The organism is Streptomyces sp. CNQ085 (genome assembly GCF_022614595.1).
Lineage (GTDB): Bacteria > Actinomycetota > Actinomycetes > Streptomycetales > Streptomycetaceae > Streptomyces.
Genome location: NZ_JAJFAU010000040.1, coordinates 12,170 through 30,315 on the forward strand (window position 1 = coordinate 12,170; position 18,146 = coordinate 30,315).

The 18,146-nt window shown below is 72.2% G+C and carries 17 protein-coding genes and 1 pseudogene; 9 read left to right on the plus strand and 9 right to left on the minus strand.

Going from position 1 to position 18,146, the window contains the following annotated elements; all coding sequences use genetic code 11:
* Window positions 1-353: 353 nt before the first annotated feature.
* The 5 genes from afsQ1 (at window position 354) to LJ221_RS09910 (ending at window position 4,319) form a co-directional block, all read left to right on the plus strand.
* Window positions 354-1,031, plus strand: coding sequence for a two-component system response regulator AfsQ1 (afsQ1, locus tag LJ221_RS09890; RefSeq protein WP_173915081.1), 678 nt, complete (start codon window positions 354-356; stop codon window positions 1,029-1,031).
* Window positions 1,032-1,119: 88 nt separating this feature from the next.
* On the plus strand, window positions 1,120-2,745 hold the full coding sequence (locus LJ221_RS09895) for a HAMP domain-containing sensor histidine kinase (RefSeq protein ID WP_241715467.1): 1,626 nt from the start codon (window positions 1,120-1,122) through the stop codon (window positions 2,743-2,745).
* Complete coding sequence (locus LJ221_RS09900; RefSeq protein WP_241715468.1) at window positions 2,742-3,371, plus strand: hypothetical protein; 630 nt, start codon at window positions 2,742-2,744, stop codon at window positions 3,369-3,371. Before LJ221_RS09895 ends, LJ221_RS09900 begins: the two co-directional genes overlap by 4 nt.
* 106 nt (window positions 3,372-3,477) lie before the next feature.
* Window positions 3,478-4,032 (plus strand): VanZ family protein, encoded by a 555-nt coding sequence (locus LJ221_RS09905; RefSeq protein WP_241715469.1) that lies wholly within the window; start codon window positions 3,478-3,480, stop codon window positions 4,030-4,032.
* A gap of 86 nt (window positions 4,033-4,118) precedes the next feature.
* Window positions 4,119-4,319 carry a PspC domain-containing protein gene (locus tag LJ221_RS09910; protein WP_241715471.1) on the plus strand — a complete coding sequence of 67 codons (201 nt, stop codon included), beginning with the start codon at window positions 4,119-4,121 and terminating at the stop codon, window positions 4,317-4,319.
* Window positions 4,320-4,459: 140 nt separating this feature from the next.
* On the opposite strand, the gene LJ221_RS09915 is transcribed toward LJ221_RS09910, so the two are convergent.
* On the minus strand, window positions 4,460-4,828 hold the full coding sequence (locus LJ221_RS09915; protein ID WP_241715473.1) for an ATP-binding protein: 369 nt from the start codon (window positions 4,826-4,828) through the stop codon (window positions 4,460-4,462).
* 166 nt (window positions 4,829-4,994) lie between these two features.
* Entirely contained in the window at window positions 4,995-6,134 is a 1,140-nt protein-coding gene (locus tag LJ221_RS09920; RefSeq protein ID WP_241715475.1) for an adenosine deaminase, read from the minus strand.
* A gap of 154 nt (window positions 6,135-6,288) precedes the next feature.
* Between LJ221_RS09920 and LJ221_RS09925 the strand changes: the two genes are divergently transcribed.
* Window positions 6,289-7,044: an alpha/beta hydrolase gene (locus LJ221_RS09925; RefSeq protein WP_241715477.1), complete on the plus strand. Its 756-nt coding sequence runs from the start codon at window positions 6,289-6,291 to the stop codon at window positions 7,042-7,044.
* A gap of 35 nt (window positions 7,045-7,079) precedes the next feature.
* Here the strand turns inward: LJ221_RS09925 and LJ221_RS09930 are convergent, their stop codons facing one another.
* On the minus strand, window positions 7,080-8,111 hold the full coding sequence (locus tag LJ221_RS09930; protein ID WP_241715478.1) for a LysR family transcriptional regulator: 1,032 nt from the start codon (window positions 8,109-8,111) through the stop codon (window positions 7,080-7,082).
* 35 nt (window positions 8,112-8,146) lie between these two features.
* Here LJ221_RS09930 and LJ221_RS09935 point away from each other — a divergent pair, with 35 nt between their 5' ends.
* The gene (locus LJ221_RS09935) at window positions 8,147-9,397 is read left to right on the plus strand and encodes an MFS transporter (RefSeq protein WP_241715479.1); all 1,251 of its coding nucleotides are present in this window, start codon (window positions 8,147-8,149) and stop codon (window positions 9,395-9,397) included.
* A 40-nt stretch (window positions 9,398-9,437) separates the two neighbouring features.
* Here the strand turns inward: LJ221_RS09935 and LJ221_RS09940 are convergent.
* A pseudogene (locus LJ221_RS09940) lies at window positions 9,438-9,620 on the minus strand (Uma2 family endonuclease); the annotation flags it as partial.
* 499 nt (window positions 9,621-10,119) lie between these two features.
* Between LJ221_RS09940 and LJ221_RS23690 the strand changes: the two are divergent.
* Window positions 10,120-10,653 (plus strand): peptidase inhibitor family I36 protein, encoded by a 534-nt coding sequence (locus LJ221_RS23690; RefSeq protein ID WP_241715480.1) that lies wholly within the window; start codon window positions 10,120-10,122, stop codon window positions 10,651-10,653.
* A gap of 61 nt (window positions 10,654-10,714) precedes the next feature.
* The gene (locus tag LJ221_RS09950; protein ID WP_241715481.1) at window positions 10,715-11,125 is read left to right on the plus strand and encodes a hypothetical protein; all 411 of its coding nucleotides are present in this window, start codon (window positions 10,715-10,717) and stop codon (window positions 11,123-11,125) included.
* Window positions 11,126-12,129: 1,004 nt separating this feature from the next.
* Here the strand turns inward: LJ221_RS09950 and LJ221_RS09955 are convergent.
* From LJ221_RS09955 to LJ221_RS09975, 5 genes are all read right to left on the minus strand, one after another.
* Entirely contained in the window at window positions 12,130-13,407 is a 1,278-nt protein-coding gene (locus LJ221_RS09955; protein WP_241715482.1) for a thymidine phosphorylase, read from the minus strand.
* A gap of 43 nt (window positions 13,408-13,450) precedes the next feature.
* A complete protein-coding gene (locus LJ221_RS09960) occupies window positions 13,451-13,816 on the minus strand; it encodes a cytidine deaminase (RefSeq protein ID WP_241715493.1) in 366 nt (121 codons plus the stop codon).
* A 72-nt stretch (window positions 13,817-13,888) separates the two neighbouring features.
* Window positions 13,889-15,154 (minus strand): ABC transporter permease, encoded by a 1,266-nt coding sequence (locus LJ221_RS09965; protein ID WP_241715483.1) that lies wholly within the window; start codon window positions 15,152-15,154, stop codon window positions 13,889-13,891.
* Complete coding sequence (locus tag LJ221_RS09970) at window positions 15,151-16,287, minus strand: ABC transporter permease (protein WP_241715484.1); 1,137 nt, start codon at window positions 16,285-16,287, stop codon at window positions 15,151-15,153. The genes LJ221_RS09965 and LJ221_RS09970 overlap by 4 nt, the downstream gene beginning before the upstream one ends.
* The gene (locus LJ221_RS09975; RefSeq protein WP_241715494.1) at window positions 16,284-17,813 is read right to left on the minus strand and encodes an ABC transporter ATP-binding protein; all 1,530 of its coding nucleotides are present in this window, start codon (window positions 17,811-17,813) and stop codon (window positions 16,284-16,286) included. Before LJ221_RS09975 ends, LJ221_RS09970 begins: the two co-directional genes overlap by 4 nt.
* Window positions 17,814-18,146: the final 333 nt, after the last annotated feature.

The following is an 18,146-nucleotide window of genomic DNA, read 5'->3' on the forward strand; positions in this document are numbered from 1 at the left end:
GGCCGCCGGCGGCCGGCGCCCCGGTCACACCCCGCGGCGCCCGCGGCCTTGGACTTCCCCCCGGCCTGCGCGGGAACCACAGGAGCGTGCAGACGCGTGTGGACAACCGCGCTGGTGACGTTGCGGTGCAGTGTGTTCATCCCGCGCCCCCCTTTGTGGAACCGGCCCGCGTGCTCGGGTCCGTGCCGTGTACGCCGCGTACTCCGAATACACTGCCGGGGCAGTTTCATCACCGGGTCCCCCGTCTGTCACAGAGGTGTCACAGAGGCCGGGCGGGCCGTGACCCGTCCGTGCTCGCGCTCCGTTCACCGGCCGGTCGAAGTAAGGGCGCCGGATGAGCCAGAATGACGCGCGTGCCTTTCCTGTTGCTGATCGAGGACGACGAGGCCGTCCGTACCGCCCTGGAGATGGGGCTGACCCGGCAGGGCCACCGCGTGGTGACCGCTGCCTCGGGCGAGGACGGCCTCAAACTGCTGCGCGAACAGAGGCCCGATCTGATCGTGCTGGACGTCATGCTCCCCGGCATCGACGGTTTCGAGGTGTGCCGCCGCATCCGGCGCACGGACCAGCTGCCGATCATCCTGCTGACCGCGCGCAGCGACGACATCGACGTCGTGGTCGGCCTGGAGTCCGGTGCGGACGACTACGTGGTCAAGCCGGTGCAGGGACGGGTGCTGGACGCCCGCATCCGCGCGGTGATGCGGCGCGGTGAGCGGGAGGCGAACGACTCGGCTACCTTCGGCGCGCTGGTCATCGACCGCTCGGCGATGACGGTGACGAAGAACGGCAGGGACCTCCAGCTCACCCCGACCGAGCTGCGGCTGCTGCTGGAGCTGAGCCGCCGCCCCGGGCAGGCGCTGTCGCGGCAGCAGTTGCTGCGGCTGGTGTGGGAGCACGACTATCTCGGCGACTCCCGGCTGGTCGACGCGTGCGTCCAGCGGCTGCGCGCCAAGGTCGAGGACGTCCCCTCCTCGCCGACGCTGATCCGCACCGTGCGCGGCGTCGGCTACCGGCTGGACCCCCCGGCATGAGCGGAGCGCACGAGGCGGGCGGACACCCGGTCGCGATACCCGCGCCCCTGTCGGCGCCCCGGCACGGCCGGAACCGCCGGGAGGCTCCGTGAGCGGCTCCCCGGGCAGGATCGCCGGGTCGCTGCGGCTGACGAGCCTGCGGCTGCGGCTGGTGGTGGTCTTCGCGCTGGTCGCCCTGACCGCCGCGGTGGCGGTCTCCGGCATCGCCTACTGGATCAACCGCGACGCCGTCCTGACCCGGGCGCAGAACGCCGCGCTCAACGACTTCCGCGAGTCGCTGGGCGACAGCGCCGGCGCCATGCCCCGCCAGCCGGCCTGCGCCGCACTGCGGGACACGGCCCGCTCCATGGCCGGCACCACCCAGCGGTACGAAGTGGTGCTGACCGGGGAGCAGGCCGACGGTTCGCACTGCGAGGCGGCCTCCGACCCGGAGTTCACCCTGGCGGACGTGCCCCGTGCGCTGCGCTCGGCGGTCGCCGAGAAGCGCCCGCTCGACGCCGTCAACAAGGCCCCCTACCACCTGTACTGGCAGCGGGTCACGGTGGGCGGCGAGCCGTATCTGGTGGGCGGTGCGACCGTGATCGGCGGCGGGCCGACAGGCTACATGTTCAAGTCGCTCGTCCCCGAGCGTGACGACCTCAACTCCCTGGCCTGGTCGCTGGGGATCGCCACCGCACTGGCCCTGGTCGGCTCCGCCCTGCTGGCGCAGGCCGCCGCCACCACGGTGCTGCGGCCCGTGCAGCGGCTGGGCGAGGCCGCGCGGAGGCTGGGCGAGGGGCGGCTGGAGACCCGGCTGAGGGTGTCGGGGAAGGACGAGCTGGCCGAGCTGTCGAGGACGTTCAACCGCACCGCCGAGGCACTGGAGCAGCGGGTGGCCGAACTGAGCGCCCGCGAGGAGTCCAGCCGCCGCTTCGTGGCGGACATGTCGCACGAGCTGCGCACCCCGCTGACCGCGATCACCGCCGTCACCGAGGTCCTGGAGGAGGAGATCGACTCGCTCGACCCGATGATCGCCCCCGCGGTCACCCTGGTCGTCAGCGAGACCCGTCGGCTGAACGACCTGGTGGAGAACCTGATGGAGGTCACCCGTTTCGACGCGGGTACGGCCCGCCTGGTGCTCGACGACGTCGACGTCGCGGACCAGGTGACCGCCTGCATCGACGCCCGGGCCTGGCTGGACGCGGTCGAGCTGGACGCCGACCGCGGCATCACCGCGCGGCTCGACCCGCGCCGTCTGGACGTGATCCTGGCCAACCTGATCGGCAACGCGCTCAAGCACGGCGGCTCCCCGGTGCGGGTGTCGGTGCGCACCCGGGAAGCCCCGGCGGAGGACGCGGGGCCGGGTACGGGGCCGGGCGAGGAAGAGCTGGTCGTACGGGTCGCCGACCGCGGCCCCGGCATCCCCGAGGAAGTGCTGCCGCACGTCTTCGACCGCTTCTACAAGGCCAGCGCCTCCCGGCCCCGCTCCGAGGGCAGCGGGCTCGGGCTGTCGATCGCCATGGAGAACGCCCACATCCACGGCGGTTCCATCACCGCCGGGAACGCGCCCGAGGGCGGCGCGGTCTTCACCCTGCGGCTGCCGCGCGACGCCAGCCGTCTCGCGCCGGACCAGGACCGGGACCGGGACGCGGACCGGGACCCGGACACCGGTCCGGAAGCGGACACCGCCCAGGGCGCGGAGGCCGGCGGGACGCACCGGGAGGACGGACGATGAGCACCACACGCCGTACGGCCCCCGGCCTGCGCGCGACCGCCGCGGCCCTGGCCGCGCTCGCGCTCGGCGGGTGCGGCATACGTTCCACGCCCGTGCCGGTGGACGCCGGCCCGGCGCCGGAGCGCGCCTCGTGCGCGGCGCCCGCCGGGGAGGAGGAGCTGCCCCCCGTCGGCGGGAACGTCCGGGCGGAGGTCTTCCTCGTCTGCGGCGGCGGCGTCTCGCCGGTGGGGCGCGGCGTGTCGCCGGACGGCCCGGAGCCCGGCCGGGACACCCGGCTGGAGACGGCCCGCGGACTGCTGGATGAGCTGCGCGGGAATCCCTCCCGAGCCGAACGGGAGGCGGGCTTCAGCAGCTCCGTCCCCGGGGATCTGGAGGTCGCCGGGCCCGGGGACGGCGACCCCGGGGGGACGCTGCGGCTGAGCCGGGACCCGACTGGGCTGCCGTCCTTCGCGCTGGCCCAGATCGTCTGCACGCTCGCGGGCACGGCCGCCGCCGGCCAGGACGGCTCGGTGGTTCTCGGCGGCCCGGCGCGGGACGGCGGGAAGCCCCCGCTGCGCTACTCCTGCACCGAAGCGCTGCGCGGCAGCCCGGAGGCGGCGAAGACCGCGGGCACTCCGCTCCGGTAGGCGCGGGGCACCCGCGCCCCGTGCCTCCGCGCCCGGTGCGCGTGCCGCGCACCGGTGTGCCCGGGAAGGCGGAACCGCCGCACGCGCCGCGCGCGTCTGTGTCGCCGTGCAGCGTCATCACCCCGGCGGCTTCGCCGCCCACCGCATCCGCGCAGCGGGGCTCGTCCTCCTCGGCTGCCACCTGCTGTTCGTCGGCTGGCTGACGCTGCGCCCCCTGTCCGTTCCCTGGGTCTCCCCCGCGAACCTGCGGCCCTTCGCCTCGATCCACGCCGATCTCGTGGACGGCCCCCGGGCGGTGCTGGAGGGCATCGGCGGCGGGCTGGCCCTGCTGGCCCCGCTGGGGGTGCTGCTGCCGATGGTGTCGGGCCGGGTGACATCACGGCTGGGTTCGTGGGCGCGTACGGTCTCCACCGCGTCGATGATCTCGCTCGGCATCGAGCTGGTGCAGCCCTCGGTCCCGGGCCAGGTGGCGGACGTGGACGCGCTGCTGCTCAACACCACGGGAGTGGCCCTGGTCCATCTGCTGTGTTACCCGGCGCTGCGCGCCCGGCTGCGCGCGGCGGCGCGGCGGGAAGACTCCGGCGCCCGGCGGTCCGGGTCCCCCGGAATGGGGGATCAGGGTGTGCCCCCGAGGACTCCCAGGGTCGGAATCGCCCCCTAGAGGGGGCTTTCACCCCTGTCGCTCACCTACGGTGGATCTGTCCCCGCCGAACGACGGCGTTCCGTCAAGAGCGAAGGAGTCCCGCCATGGCCGCAATCGTCCGACCCGGTGACGACCGGATGATCGCCGGTGTGTGCGCCGGTCTGGCCCGCCGCTTCGGCATCGCGCCGAACACGGTGCGCGCGATCTTCCTGGTCTCCTGCCTGCTGCCGGGACCGCAGTTCCTGCTCTACGTCGCCCTGTGGATCCTGCTGCCGGACGAGCGCAGGGCACAGCGCGCGAGGTGATGACACGCCCACCGGCGCACATCTCGTACACAGGGGAAGGGCCGCGCCCCGGGGAAGGCCCGGAGCGCGGCCCGTGGCGCCTCCCGTGGGTGGAGTGGAGGGAGGGGGAGACGCCGGAAGGGGAGGAGGAGAAGGCTGCGTCAGCCCAGCAGCTCGCCGGTCTGCAGGGCGCCGGTGAGTTCGCCGGTCGGCAGGTTGAGCATCGTCGGCTTCTCGGGCATGCCGAGCGGCAGGCCGCCGAGCAGTTCCCGCACCGGGTCCTGCTTCCTGGCGGCGGCCTGCTTCCCCGCCCTGCCCTCGGCGCGGGCGGGCAGCGTACGGGCCTGCTGGGCCGCGTCGGAAGCGGGCAGCGTCCTGGCGACCTCCTGCGCGGGCAGGCTCTTCAGCGCGCCTCCGGCGGTCTTGCCGAGCCCCAGGGTGTCCGCCGCGGAGGCGGTCCCGGCGCCGGTGGCGGCGAAGGCGGCGCCGAGCACGGCGACACCGATCGTCTTCATCGTTCGCTGCTTCATCAGCTGGTACGTCCTCGTGTGGATGGCTTGAGCGGCCTCGCGAAGGTAGCCAGGGCGCCACGTCGGCCGCAAACACCCGAAAACGGCCGGGCGCGCGCTCCCGCCGCCACGCCCGGCCGCGGCCCGCCGCCTCCCCCGGCTGCCTCCGGCCGGGGGAAGCGCCTGGTCACAGGCCCTTGGTGGCGGCCTCCCGGAACAGCCACTCGGCCTTCAGCTCGGCGTATCCGGGCTTGATCACGTCATTGATCATGGCCAGACGTTCATCGAAAGGGATGAACGCGGACTTCATCGCGTTGACGGTGAACCACTGCATGTCGTCCAGCGTGTAGCCGAACGTCTCCGCCAGGTGCCCGAATTCGCGGCTCATACTGGTACCGCTCATCAGCCGGTTGTCGGTGTTGACGGTGGCGCGGAAACGCAGCCGCCGCAGCAGCCCGATGGGGTGCCCGGCGTAGGAGGAGGCCGCCCCGGTCTGGATGTTGGAGGTGGGGCACAGCTCCAGCGGGACCCGCTTGTCGCGCACGTACGCCGCCAGCCGGCCCAGCCTCACCGTCCCGTTGTCGGCGACGTGGATGTCATCGATGATCCGCACCCCGTGGCCGAGCCGGTCGGCGCCGCACCACTGGAGCGCCTGCCAGATGGACGGCAGCCCGAACGCCTCGCCGGCGTGGATGGTGAAGTGGTTGTTCTCGCGCTTGAGGTACTCGAAGGCGTCCAGGTGGCGGGTGGGCGGGTGACCCGCCTCGGCGCCCGCGATGTCGAAGCCGACGACGCCCGCGTCCCTGTACTGGTTGGCCAGTTCGGCGATCTCCAGCGAGCGGGCGGCGTGCCGCATGGCGGTGAGCAGGACGCCCACGCGGATGCGGTACCCGGCCTCGCGGGCCCGGCGCTCGCCCTCGCGGAAGCCCTCGTTGACGGCCTCGACGACCTCCCCCAGCTTCAGCCCCGCCTCCAGGTGCTGCTCGGGGGCGTAGCGCACCTCGGCGTAGACCACGCCGTCGGCGGCCAGATCCTCGGCGCACTCGGCCGCGACCCTCACCAGCGCCTCGCGCGTCTGCATCACCGCGCAGGTGTGGGCGAAGGTCTCCAGGTAGCGCTCCAGCGAACCGGAGTCGGCCGCCTCGCGGAACCAGGTACCCAGCGCCTCGGGGTCGGTCTCGGGCAGGCCGCCGTATCCGCACTCGCGGGCGAGTTCGGCGACGGTGGCCGGACGCAGGCCGCCGTCGAGGTGGTCGTGGAGCAGCACCTTGGGGGCGCGGCGGATCTGGTCCGGGGTGGGGGTGGTGGTGACAGTCTCGCTCGTCATTGCCGCACTCTAGCGCCTACGCGCGTAGATATCACCCTTGGGCGGTTCTCGCACCCGCCCGCACACCGCCCGCGCGCACCCCCGGGTCTTTCGATACCCAATGGTGACCGCCCGGCACCGCCCGTACACCCCCGCTTCTGCCATCGTTCTTGCCGTGACTCGGCAGGCGTTGCCGCGGCGGGATGCGCGGCTGGGGCGGGCGTTCGGAGACGACCACGCGGTACAGGGCGTGGCCTTGCTGCTCCCGGGAGGGACGGCCGCGGGCACGCGCGGCCGCTCCCGCCGGGCAGCGGCCGCGATGCTGCCGCTGGCGCGGCGGCTGGCGCGGGCGGGAGCGGGGCACGAGGTGGCCACGCACGTCCTCCACTACCGCCATCGCGGCTGGAACGGCGCGGACGCCCACCCCGTGCGGGACACCGAGTGGGCGCTGGAGGAGATCGCACGCCGCTACGGGGACGTCCCCGTGTGCCTGGTGGGCCGGGACATCGGCGCCCGTGCGGCGCTGCGTGCCGCGGGCCACCCGGCGGTGGTCTCCGTCCTGGCCCTGGCCCCCTGGCTGCCGGGGGACCGCGAGGACGGCGGGGAGGAGCCGGTGCGGCAGCTCGCCGGCCGGCGGGTGCTGATCGTGCACGGCACGGACGACGAGCACACCGGCCCGGACCTGTCCTACCGGCTGGCCGCGCGGGCCAAGAAGATCAACCCGGACGTCTGCCGCTTCGAGGTCCACACCGACGGCCACGCGCTGCGCCAGCACCGCTCGGAAGTCCTCGCCCTGGCCGAGGGCTTCGCCCTGAGCACCCTGTGCGACCGGGACTTCGCCCGCCCGGTGGCCGACGCGCTGGCGGCCCCGCCGCCGCTGGGCCTGCGGATGCCGCTGGCGGCCGGCTTCGGCCTCTCCCTTCGCCACTGAGCGCGCCTGCCGTCCTCCTGCCGCCCCCGTGCCGCCTACGGCAGCAACCGTCCCCGGCGGCTCAGCAGGAACGCCCGGAACGCCGTCACCGGCGGGGGGTCCGGGCGGCCGTCCACCCAGGCCACCCCGATCTCCCGCACCGCCCGCGGCTGGGTGACCGCCAGCTCCCGCACCCCCGGCCGGGGTACGGCCGGAGGCGGCAGCAGAGCCACCCCCAGCCCGGCGGCGACCAGCCCGCGCAGCGTCTCGGCCTCCTCCCCCTCGAACGCGATCCTCGGCCTGAAGCCCGCCTCGGCGCACAGCGCGTCGAAGATCCGCCGCATCCCGTAGCCCGGCTCCAGGGTGATGAACGGTTCCCGCGCCGCCTCCACCAGCCGCACCCGCCTGCGCCGCGCCAGCGGATGCTCCTCGGGCACCACCAGCCGCAGCCGCTGCTCGTCCAGCCGCCGCGCCACCAGATCCGGGGCGTCCGGCACCGGGGAGGTCAGGCACAGGTCCAGGTCCCCGGCGCGCAGCCGCTCGATCATCGCCTCGCCGTACGTCTGCACCAGCGAGAAGCGCACCCGGGGATGGTCGGCGCGGAAGGAGCGGATCAGCCCGGGCACGGTCTCCGACCCCAGCGTGTGCAGGAAGCCGAAGGCCACCTTGCCCGAGGCCGGGTCGGCGTCCGCCCGTACCGCCTCCGCCGCCTGCTCCACCGAGCCCAGCGCCCGCTCCACCGAGGCCAGGAACGTATGCCCGGCCGGCGTCAGCGCGACCGTCCGTCCCCGCCGCGCGAAGAGCGCCACCCCCAGGTCGTCCTCCAGCCGCGCCATCGCCCGGCTGAGCGTGGACTGCGGCACCCCCAGCTCGCCGGCCGCCCGCGTGACGTGCTCGTGCCGGGCCACGGCGACGAACTGCGCCAGCCGCGGGGTGAGCACCGCGGCCCAGGAACCGGGGTCGATGTGAGGGGCGTCACCGGTTGTACCGGATGTAACCGAGATGTCTTTTCTGTTGCCGACCGGTGACACGACACCCTCCCATCTCGGCTTATGCGTCTGCGCATGAAGACCTGCCGCCTTGTGCATTGGACGCATCAGATCGTTGATCGTACGTTCGAGGCATGCCTTCCGTCGATACCGGGGCACCTGCCCGCACAGGTGCCTCTCCCGAGCGTTTCCCGTCCTCCCCCCGGCGCATCAGCCTCGCCCTCTTCGCCGTGGGCCTGGCGACCTTCGCCCTGCTGTTCTCCACCCAGCCCCTGCTGCCCGCCCTCACCGCCGACTTCGGCGTGACGCCCGGGCAGGCGAGCTGGACCGTCTCGGCCGCCACCATCGCGCTGGCGGTGGCCGTGCTGCCGCTGTCCGCCCTCTCCGAGCGCTTCGGACGGCGCACCCTGATGACGGGCTCCCTTGCGGTCGCGGTCGTCGTCGCGCTCGCGCTGCCCTTCGCGCCCAGCATGGAGGTCCTGATCGCGCTGCGCGCCCTGCAGGGCGTGGCGATCGCGGGCATTCCGGCCTCGGCGACGGCGTACCTGGCGGAGGAGGTACGGCCGGCCGCGCTGGTCGGGGCGATCGGCCTGTTCGTGGCGGGCAACAGCGTCGGCGGGATGACCGGCCGCGTCCTCACCGGCTGGGTCGCCGAGGGCTGGGGCTGGCGCGCGGGGCTCGCGGCGGTCGGCGCGCTCTCCCTGCTGTGCGCCCTCGCCTACCGGCTGCTGATCCCCCGGGCGCACAACTTCACCCCGGCCTCGCTGCGCCCCGCCGAGATGCTGAACACCGTGCGCGGCCACCTGTCCGACGGGCTGCTGGTACGGCTGTACTCGCTCGGCCTGCTGTTCATGACCGTCTTCGGCGCGGTCTACACCGTGGTCGGCTACCGGCTGACCTCCGAGCCCTTCGGCCTCTCCCAGGGCCTGGCCGGCTCGGTCTTCGCGATCTACCTCGTCGGCACCGTCTCCTCGGCCGCCGCCGGGCGACTGACCGGACGGCTCGGCCGCCGCGGCGCGCTCTACCTGGCCATCGGCGCCACCACCACCGGCCTGCTGCTGACCCTCGGCGACACCCTCCCGGCCGTACTGCTGGGCCTGGTCCTGGTCACGGCGGGCTTCTTCGCGGGCCACGCGGTCGCCTCCGGCTCGGTGGGCCGCACGGCGAGGACGGGCCGGGCGCAGGCATCGGCGCTGTACCAGATGGCGTACTACGTCGGCAGTTCCCTGGGCGGCACGCTGGGCGCGATCGCCTACCACGCGGCGGGCTGGAGCGCGACGGTCGCCCTCTCCCTGACCGCCCTGGTCCTGGCGGCGGGCGTCACCCTCTACGCCACGCGCCGCGCGGTGGTCCAGCGCCGACTGGCGGTCGCGCGAGGCTGCTGAGTCCCGTCCCGCGGGCGTCTCTCCGTCCGGCTCGGCCGGCGGGGAAGGCGCCCGTGTCGACGGTGAGACCGAAGGGATCGGGGAGGAAGACCTTGTCCCCGAACTTCCCCGCGTGCGGTACCCGGTAGGTGTCCCCCTCGGGGTCTCCGTACAACGCCACGGTCGGGCCGCCGGGTGCCCACCGATCCACCAGCAGGTACAGAGGCACTCCGGCCAGGGCGTATCCGAAGGAGGCCGGCTGGCGCGCCATCAGGACTTGGCGAACCACCGCGTGTCGCCAGGAATCTCCTCCGCTCTGCAAGGTCGTCCATCAACACGCGCCCTGCCTGCGTCAACGCCCTATTCCATCTGGGTATCGCAGGCCGGAAGCAACTCCTCAACTGGACAATGCCCGCATGGCCGCCTGATAGAAAGGTGGAGCTGAAAGATTTCAACGAGGAAACCCGAACAGGTGTCAGTGTCCGGAAAAATGTTCGGGCGGGACTCCGGCTCGAACCCACTGACCATTCAACCAACGCACCGACAACAGGGGACTTGCGTCCATGCGAAGAGTTTTTACGGCCGCCTCGGTCGCTGCGGCCATGCTGATGGCCAATGCGCCTGCGAGTAGCGCGGCGGAGGATCCCATCACGGGCGCGGATAATCCCGTTGACACCCAGCCCATCGTCGCCACGTACCACGGGGAAGAGGTCGTCCTCGCTGACGGGTGGCCGCGGAACGCGGTGAGCTGCACGGAGGTCGCCATCGGAGACGTCCGCTGCTACGACGGCGTTGAGGAGGAACTCAAGGACTTGGCGGATGAGAGCCTTGGGCACGCTGCGGCTGCCAAGGACAGGGGGATGAAGATCCCCGGTGCGCTCGACACCAAGGGCTTCGACCCGAAGCCTCTCCGCGACGCCTCGGCGCCCTCGACGAAGTCGGCCGACAGCACGGACGGCTCCGTCGGGGCCATGGCCCCGACGGACTGCTACTCCGGATACGCCTGTCTGTTCGACTACACCACCTTCGGCGGGAGGATGCTCAGGTGGAGCGCGGACGGGACGAAGGCCCTGGAGAGCTGGAACTTCCGTGACCAGGCTGGATCGGGGTGCAACAACCGCAGCGGCACCGGCAACGGCACCCACGTCAGCGACTGGCGCGTCGGCTGGGACCCCGAGCTGTACGTGCCGATGGGCTACTGCGTTGACTTCGGCAAGGAAGACTACTTTTACGGCGGCAGCTGGAACAACAAGGCCGATACGGTGACCTTCCACTGAGACATCCGGCCAGGGCGCCCCTCTTCCCCTCGGGGAAAGGCATTGGCATATGGAGGTGCATGTGCGCAAAAACTGGTTCATTGGCTGCCTTTTGGTCGCCGCACTGACGACGGGCTGCAACCCCTTGTCATCGAATCCCGAAAACGCCCAACCCATCACTCAGACCGCCCTCCCTTCCGATCCCGACCAGAGTGCTTCGAAGCAGTCGGCACAGGAATTCATCGAATCCAGGGCCAACGAAGACGGGACTATCTACGAGCTGGGCCCTTCGGTCGAACGTGTCTTCGGCGACTGGGAAAAAGGCGGCAACCGGGCGTTTATCGCCACTACTCTCGATGGCCCCTTGGCGACATCAGAGAACGGTCGGCGGATCACCAACGCCTTCGCGGACTGGCGGAATTCCGAGAATGGGGAAGGACAAGTAAGCGTCTACAGCAAAAGTGGCGAGCTTCTCTATACGGGACCTTTCTAGATTTCCCTGAGGGCCATTCCGTTGCACGCAGGAGGTGGGTGTGGGCCCTGGCGCTTCACCGCCATGAACCCCCACTGCCACGGCAACTGTAGTTCTTGGCTGTTGGGGCATCGTCGCCGGTCGGGTCGCTGCGGTGGCAGTGAGGGTTCTCCATCGCGCCTTCTCCATCGGGGGCTGCGCAGACCACCGCCCGCACCCCCGTGGAGAACAGGTGACAGCGGACGGTCTCGTCGGCGCACGGCCGGGGCTCGACGGGCCCGTGAACTACCGACTGCCCGCGCTCGTGAGTTCGGCACACAGACCAGCGAGCACGACGGCGGCCAGGACCGTCACACCGGCGAACCAGCGGACGGCCTTTACGTGGCCGGGACCACGCGTCCCCGGCATGCCGCGCTCGCGTCGCACTGGTCACAGGTGTCCTTGGGCGAGGTCGGAACACCCAGGGGGTCAATGGGGCCGAGAGCCGACCGTATCGCGCGTCAAGCAGGAGACGGGGCCGCCGGGAAGCGGTGCCGACGGAAGCGGCGGATTTTTTCGCCCCCCCGTGCCACCCCGCGCCCGGACTCGGACTCGGAGAACAAAAACCCTCCTCCACATTAATCCGAGGTTGCGGAACCGGCCTCATCGAGGGAATTCCTTCCCGATTCGGGAATCGATTGGAACGAACCCGATGAAAAGTGGCGTCCGCCGATAGTCTGGCACTGCCTCGTGGATCATCAGGGCGGGGCGGCCGCGGGAGCATCCGAGGGAAGGGCGTTGCGGTCGCGGTCCCGGCCGGCTGGGAAGCGGTCCGCGGTGATGGAGATGGCCGCTCTGAACAGCGGGGCGCTGCGCGCCCGTTCCGCCGAGATCGGCGGTTTCTGGGAGGAGTTCGTCCTCTACGAGCTGGGCGCCTGAGCCCCTGCCGGACGGACGGGCGACGAGGCGCCCGTACCCCACGTCCCGGGGGTACGGGCGCCTCCGTGTGCGGCCCCGCCCGCGGCCTACGGCCGCAGGGGCGGCTGTCAGGCGATGCGGTCGAGGATCAGGGGGGTGGGCCCGGCCGAGGCCGTGTCGGTGATCCCGACCGCGTCGCCGGTGAGGGCTTCGAGCGCGTACTCGAAGCGCTCGGGGGTGTCGGTGTGGAGGGTCAGCAGCGGGGCTCCGGCACTCACGCGGTCGCCGGGCTTGGCGTGCAGCTCCACCCCGGCCCCGGCCTGCACCGGGTCCTCCTTGCGCGCGCGGCCCGCGCCCAGGCGCCAGGCGGCGACGCCGACGGCGTAGGCGTCCAGCCTGGTCAGGACGCCGGAGGCGGAGGCTGTCACGGTATGCCGCTCGCGGGCGGTGGGCAGGGGGGCGTCCGGGTCGCCGCCCTGGGCGGTGATCATGCGGCGCCAGTGGTCCATGGCCGAGCCGTCGGCGAGCGCCCTGGCGGGGTCGGCGTCCGGCAGTCCGGCGGCGGCGAGCATCTCGCGGGCCAGCGCCAGCGTCAGCTCGACGACGTCGGCCGGACCGCCGCCGGCCAGGACCTCCACCGACTCGCGGACCTCCAGGGCGTTGCCGGCGGTCAGGCCGAGCGGGGTGGACATGTCGGTGAGCAGGGCGACGGTGCGCACCCCGTGGTCGGTGCCGAGTCCGACCATGGTGGAGGCCAGCTCGCGGGCGTCGTCGAGGTTCTTCATGAACGCGCCGGAGCCGACCTTGACGTCCAGGACGAGCGAGCCCGTGCCCTCGGCGATCTTCTTGGACATGATCGAGGAGGCGATCAGCGGGATCGCCTCGACGGTGCCGGTGACATCACGCAGCGCGTAGAGCTTCTTGTCGGCCGGGGCCAGTCCGTCGCCGGCCGCGCAGACCACCGCGCCGACCGAGCGCAGTACGTCCATCATCTCGTCGTTGCTCAGCAGCGCCCGCCAGCCGGGGATCGACTCCAGCTTGTCCAGCGTTCCGCCGGTGTGGCCCAGGCCGCGGCCGGAGAGCTGGGGGACGGCGGCGCCGCAGGCGGCGACCAGCGGTGCCAGCGGCAGGGTGATCTTGTCGCCGACACCGCCGGTGGAGTGCTTGTCAGCGGTGGGCCGGGACAGGGCGGAGAAGTCCATCCGTTCACCGCTGTCGATCATCGCGGCGGTCCAGCGGGCGATCTCCTCGCGTTCCATGCCGTTGAGCAGGATGGCCATGGCCAGGGCCGACATCTGCTCGTCGGCGACCTCGCCGCGGGTGTAGGCGTCGATGACCCAGTCGATCTGGGCGTCGCCGAGGCGGCCCCGGTCGCGCTTGGTGCGGATGACGGAGATGGCGTCCATCGGTCGGTGATGCTCCTTGGGGGTCGGGGGCGCCGGGCGCGGGTCAGGGGCTGGTGGGGCCGTCCGCGCCGGCGAGGTGGCCGGGGCCGAAGGCGTCGGGGAGAAGGTCGGACAGCGGCCGGACGCCGGTGGCGGTGTCGACCGCCAGGTTCGGGCCGCCGTGCTCCCACAGCAGCTGGCGGCAGCGGCCGCACGGCATGAGGATCTCGCCGCGGCCGTCGCAGCAGGTGAAGGCCACCAGCCGGCCGCCGCCGGTGGCGGCCAGCTCGGAGACCAGGCCGCACTCGGCGCACAGCGCGACACCGTAGGCGGCGTTCTCCACGTTGCAGCCGCCGACGATCCGGCCGTCGTCCACCAGCGCGGCGGCGCCGACCGGATACCTGGAGTACGGGGCGTAGGCCCGGGACATCAGCTCCCGGGCCCGCTCCCGCAGCGCCGGCCAGTCGGCCCGGCCGGCACCCGTCGCGGGGGACTCGCTCACCTACTTGCCCTCACCCTTCCGGTAGGCGTGCCCGTTGGCCTTCGGCATCCGCAGTCGCTGCGCGGACATGGCCAGCACCAGCAGCGTGGCGACGTACGGGGCGGCGCTGACGAACTGGCTGGGCACCTCGTCCACCGAGGAGTACCAGACGAACAGCACCAGACCGCAGACCGCCGCGACCGCGCCGGACAGGTACCTCTTCCGGTAGACCGACCAGGCGGTGGCCAGGACCAGCAGGATCGCCAGCAGCAGGAGCAGGGCGTGGACGTTCTGGCCGCCGCCGCGCAGGTTGAGGCTGTCGGTGTAGCCGAACAGGCCGGCGCCCAGGGCGAGTCCGCCCGGCATCCAGTTGCCGAAGATCATCGCGGCGAGGCCGATGTAGCCGCGTCCGCCGGTCTGGCCCTCCAGGTAGATGTTGGAGGCGACCTCGGCGAGGAACGCGCCGCCCATGCCGGCGAAGCCGCCGGAGATCATCACGGCGATGTACTTGTACCTGTAGACGTTGACGCCCAGACTCTCGGCCGCGGTCGGGTTCTCGCCGCAGGAGCGCAGCCGCAGGCCGAAGCCGGTGTTCCACAGCACCCACCGGCTGAGCGGGATCATGGCGACGGCCACGATCGTCAGCAGGGAGAGGTTGGTGACCAGGCCGCCCACGAGGCCGGCGACGTCCGAGACGACGAACCAGTGCTTGGCGTTGAGCGTCGCCATCGCGTCGGACAGCCCGGGAACGGTGATCTGTCCTATCGACTCGATGGGCGGGGACTGCTTGCTGGTGCCGCTCTCCATCTCGGCGAAGGTGAAGCTTGACAGGTAGCGGGTGGCGCCGACGGCGAGGATGTTGATGGCCACACCGGAGACGATGTGGTTGACGCCGAAGGTGACGGTGGCGATCGCGTGCAGCAGGCCGCCCAGCGCGCCGCCGACGATGCCCATGACCACGCCCGTCCACGGGCCCCACTGGACGCCGGCCCAGGCTCCGAACCAGGTGCCCAGGATCAGCATGCCCTCCAGACCGATGTTGATCACACCGGCCCGCTCGGCCCACAGGCCGCCCAGTCCGGCCAGCCCGATGGGGACGGCCAGTCGCAGGGCGGCCGAGGTCTGCCCGACGGAGGTGATGCCGTGGGCCCCGGTGATCAGCCGTACGGCGGAGACGAGCACCAGCAGGCCCGCGATCACGAGCATCCACTCGGCCAGGGTCAGCCGGCGGCGGGCGGGCTTCTTCGGCTGCTGTGCGGCCGGCCGCTTGTCGAGGACGGTGCTCACGCCGACACCTCCTTGCGGTTCTTCGGACCAGTGCCGTCGCCCTCGCCCGCGGCGACGGCCTCGGCGGCGAGTTCCTCGCCGACCTTCTGCTGCTGGCGGCGCAGGCCGTAGCGGCGCACGGACTCGTAGCTGATGACGACCGCCATCACGATCAGGCCCTGCATGATCGTGGCGATCTCCTTCTCGTAGCCGTTGTAGTCGAGCGTCGGCGACGCCTTGTCGAGGAAGGCGATGAGCAGCGCTCCGAAGGCTATGCCGAGGGGGTGGTTGCGGCCGAGCAGGGCGATGGTGATGCCGGTGAAGCCCACGCCCGCGGGGAAGTCCAGGCTGTAGGTGTGGGCGTCGCCGAGCAGGACGGGCATGCCGGCCAGACCGGCGACCGCGCCGGAGATCAGCATGCTGGTGAGCACCATGCGCCTGGCGTCGACGCCGCTGGCGGAGGCGGCGCTGGGGCTGGCGCCGGTGGCGCGCAGGTCGAAGCCGAACCGGGTGCGGTTCAGGATCAGCCAGTACAGCAGGCCGCACAGGGCGGCGACGGCGGTGAAGCCGTAGATCTCGCCGGCCGCGCCCATGTCGATGCCGGGGAACCAGCCCGATTCCGGGATCTGTCCGGTGGTGAGGTTGTTGCCGCGCTGCTCGCCGAACTGGGCGGGCAGGACGAGGTAGGCGATGATGCTGGTGGCGATGGAGTTGAGCATGATCGTCGAGACGACCTCGCTCACTCCCCGGGTGGTCTTCAGGATGCCCGCGATACCGGCCCAGAAGCCGCCCACCAGCATCGCGGCGACCAGGATCAGCGCGATGTGCAGGGGGCCGGGCAGGGTGACCGAGGCTCCGACGAGGGCGGCGGCCATCGCGGCGAGCCGGTACTGCCCGTCGACGCCGATGTTGAACAGGTTCATGCGGAAGCCGACGGCCACCGCGAGCGCCGCCAGGTAGTACGTGGCGGCCTGGTTGACGATGAGCACCTGGATGTCGGCGTGCATCGCGTACTCGGCCATCAGCACGTACGGCCGGACGGGGCTGAGGCCGGAGGCGATCAGCACCACCGAGGTCAGCAGCACGGCGACGACGATGGCCAGCGCCGGTCCGCCGAGAGCCAGGACCATCCGGTCCTTGTCGAACTTCTTCATCGGTCCTCTCCCCCGTCCCGGCCCGCGGCGGCGGTCCCGTCGGCGGTCCTGGCGGCGGGTTCGGCCGCCGCCCCGTCGTCGAGACGGCCGGAGGCCGCGCCGGTCATGGCGGAGCCCAGGGCCTCAGGGGTGATCGTGGCGGGGTCGGCGTCGGCGACCAGTCGGCCGCGGTACATCACGCGCAGGGTGTCGGACAGGCCGATCAGCTCGTCGAGGTCGGCGGAGATCAGCAGAACGGCCAGGCCGGCGCGGCGCGCGGTGCGGATCTGTTCCCAGATCTGCGCCTGGGCTCCGACGTCCACGCCTCGCGTGGGGTGGGCGGCGATCAGGAGCCGGGGGGTGTGGCTCATCTCCCGCCCCACGATCAGCTTCTGCTGGTTGCCGCCGGACAGGGAGGCCGCGGTGACGTCGATGCCGGGGGTGCGCACGTCGTACTCGGCGACGATCCGCTCGGTGTCGGCGCGGGCGGCCTTGATGTCCAGCCAGGGCCCCTTGCTGTTGGGGGACTCGGTGACGTGCCCGAGTATGCGGTTCTCCCACAGGGAGGACTCCAGCAGCAGCCCGTGGCGGTGGCGGTCCTCGGGGATGTAGCCGACGCCGCCCTCGCGGCGGCGTCTGGTGGGCCAGCCGGTGATGTCCTGCTCGCCGAGGACGATGGTGCCGCCGTCGGCCGGGCGAATGCCGATCAACGCCTCGATCAGCTCGGTCTGGCCGTTGCCCTCCACACCGGCCAGGCCCAGCACCTCGCCCTTGTGGATGGTGAGGGAGACGTCGTCCAGGATGGTGCGGGCGCCGTCGACCGGGTCGTGGCCGGTGAGGGTCAGGCCGTCCACCCTCAGCATGGGGGTCTCGGTGACGGTGGAGTCGCGGGTCTCCGGGGAGGGCAGCTCGGCACCGACCATCAGCTCGGCGAGCTGCTTGACGGTGACGTCGCCGGGGGCGACGGAGGCGACGGTGGTGCCGCGCCGGATGACGGTGATGTCGTCGGCGACCGAGAGCACCTCGCCCAGCTTGTGCGAGATGAAGATGACGGTCAGTCCCTCGGCCTTCAGCTCGCGGAGGTTGGCGAAGAGCGCGTCCACCTCCTGCGGCACGAGCACGGCGGTCGGCTCGTCGAGGATGAGGATGCGGGCGCCGCGGTAGAGGACCTTGAGGATCTCCACGCGCTGCCGGTCGGCGACCCCGAGGTCCTCCACCAGGGCGTCGGGGCGGATGCCCAGGCCGTAGGCATCGGAGATCTCCTTGATCCGGGCGCGGGCCTTCGCCCCGATCCCGTACAGCTTCTCGCTGCCCAGGACGGTGTTCTCGGCGACGGTGAGGTTGTCGGCCAGCATGAAGTGCTGGTGGACCATGCCGATGCCGCGGGCGATGGCGTCGCCGGGATCGGAGAAGACGGCCTCCCGGCCGTCGACGGCCACGGTGCCCTCGTCCGGCTTCTGCATGCCGTAGAGGATCTTCATCAGGGTCGACTTGCCCGCGCCGTTCTCGCCGACGATGGCGTGCACGGTCCCCCTGCGGACGGACATGTGGATGTCGTGGTTGGCGACGACACCGGGGAAGCGCTTGGTGATCCCGGTCAGTTCGACTGCGGGAGGACTGCTGGACGCGTTGATGGTGCACTCTCCTCGGGCTAAGGAGTGGCTCGTAGGGAGCACGGCGGCGGGGCGGAGGGCCACGGGGTGGACCGAGGTAGGCCGCCGGGCCGTGCGGGTGAGGGCGACGCTACCGTCTCGATGGGTGACTACGCGCGTAGAGCGCATTCCGTACGGTGGGCCCGGCTGGAGGAGGCCACCGACGCGAGCGGTGCGGCCCTCCTCCGGCCGGGCCCGTACCGGGGCCGCGCGGGCGGTGGGGGGGGG

Coding starts and splice junctions, on each gene's coding strand:
- LJ221_RS09910 (WP_241715471.1), top strand. CDS start 4,119: ATGGCCGCAATCGTCCGACCCGGTGACGACCGGATGATCGCCGGTGTG.
- LJ221_RS09920 (WP_241715475.1), bottom strand. CDS start 6,134: ATGACGAGCGAGACTGTCACCACCACCCCCACCCCGGACCAGATCCGC.
- LJ221_RS09960 (WP_241715493.1), bottom strand. CDS start 13,816: ATGTCCCGGGCCTACGCCCCGTACTCCAGGTATCCGGTCGGCGCCGCC.
- LJ221_RS09955 (WP_241715482.1), bottom strand. CDS start 13,407: ATGGACGCCATCTCCGTCATCCGCACCAAGCGCGACCGGGGCCGCCTC.
- LJ221_RS09900 (WP_241715468.1), top strand. CDS start 2,742: ATGAGCACCACACGCCGTACGGCCCCCGGCCTGCGCGCGACCGCCGCG.
- LJ221_RS09970 (WP_241715484.1), bottom strand. CDS start 16,287: ATGAAGAAGTTCGACAAGGACCGGATGGTCCTGGCTCTCGGCGGACCG.
- LJ221_RS09975 (WP_241715494.1), bottom strand. CDS start 17,813: ATGTCCGTCCGCAGGGGGACCGTGCACGCCATCGTCGGCGAGAACGGC.
- LJ221_RS09915 (WP_241715473.1), bottom strand. CDS start 4,828: ATGAAGCAGCGAACGATGAAGACGATCGGTGTCGCCGTGCTCGGCGCC.
- LJ221_RS09930 (WP_241715478.1), bottom strand. CDS start 8,111: ATGCACAAGGCGGCAGGTCTTCATGCGCAGACGCATAAGCCGAGATGG.
- LJ221_RS09935 (WP_241715479.1), top strand. CDS start 8,147: ATGCCTTCCGTCGATACCGGGGCACCTGCCCGCACAGGTGCCTCTCCC.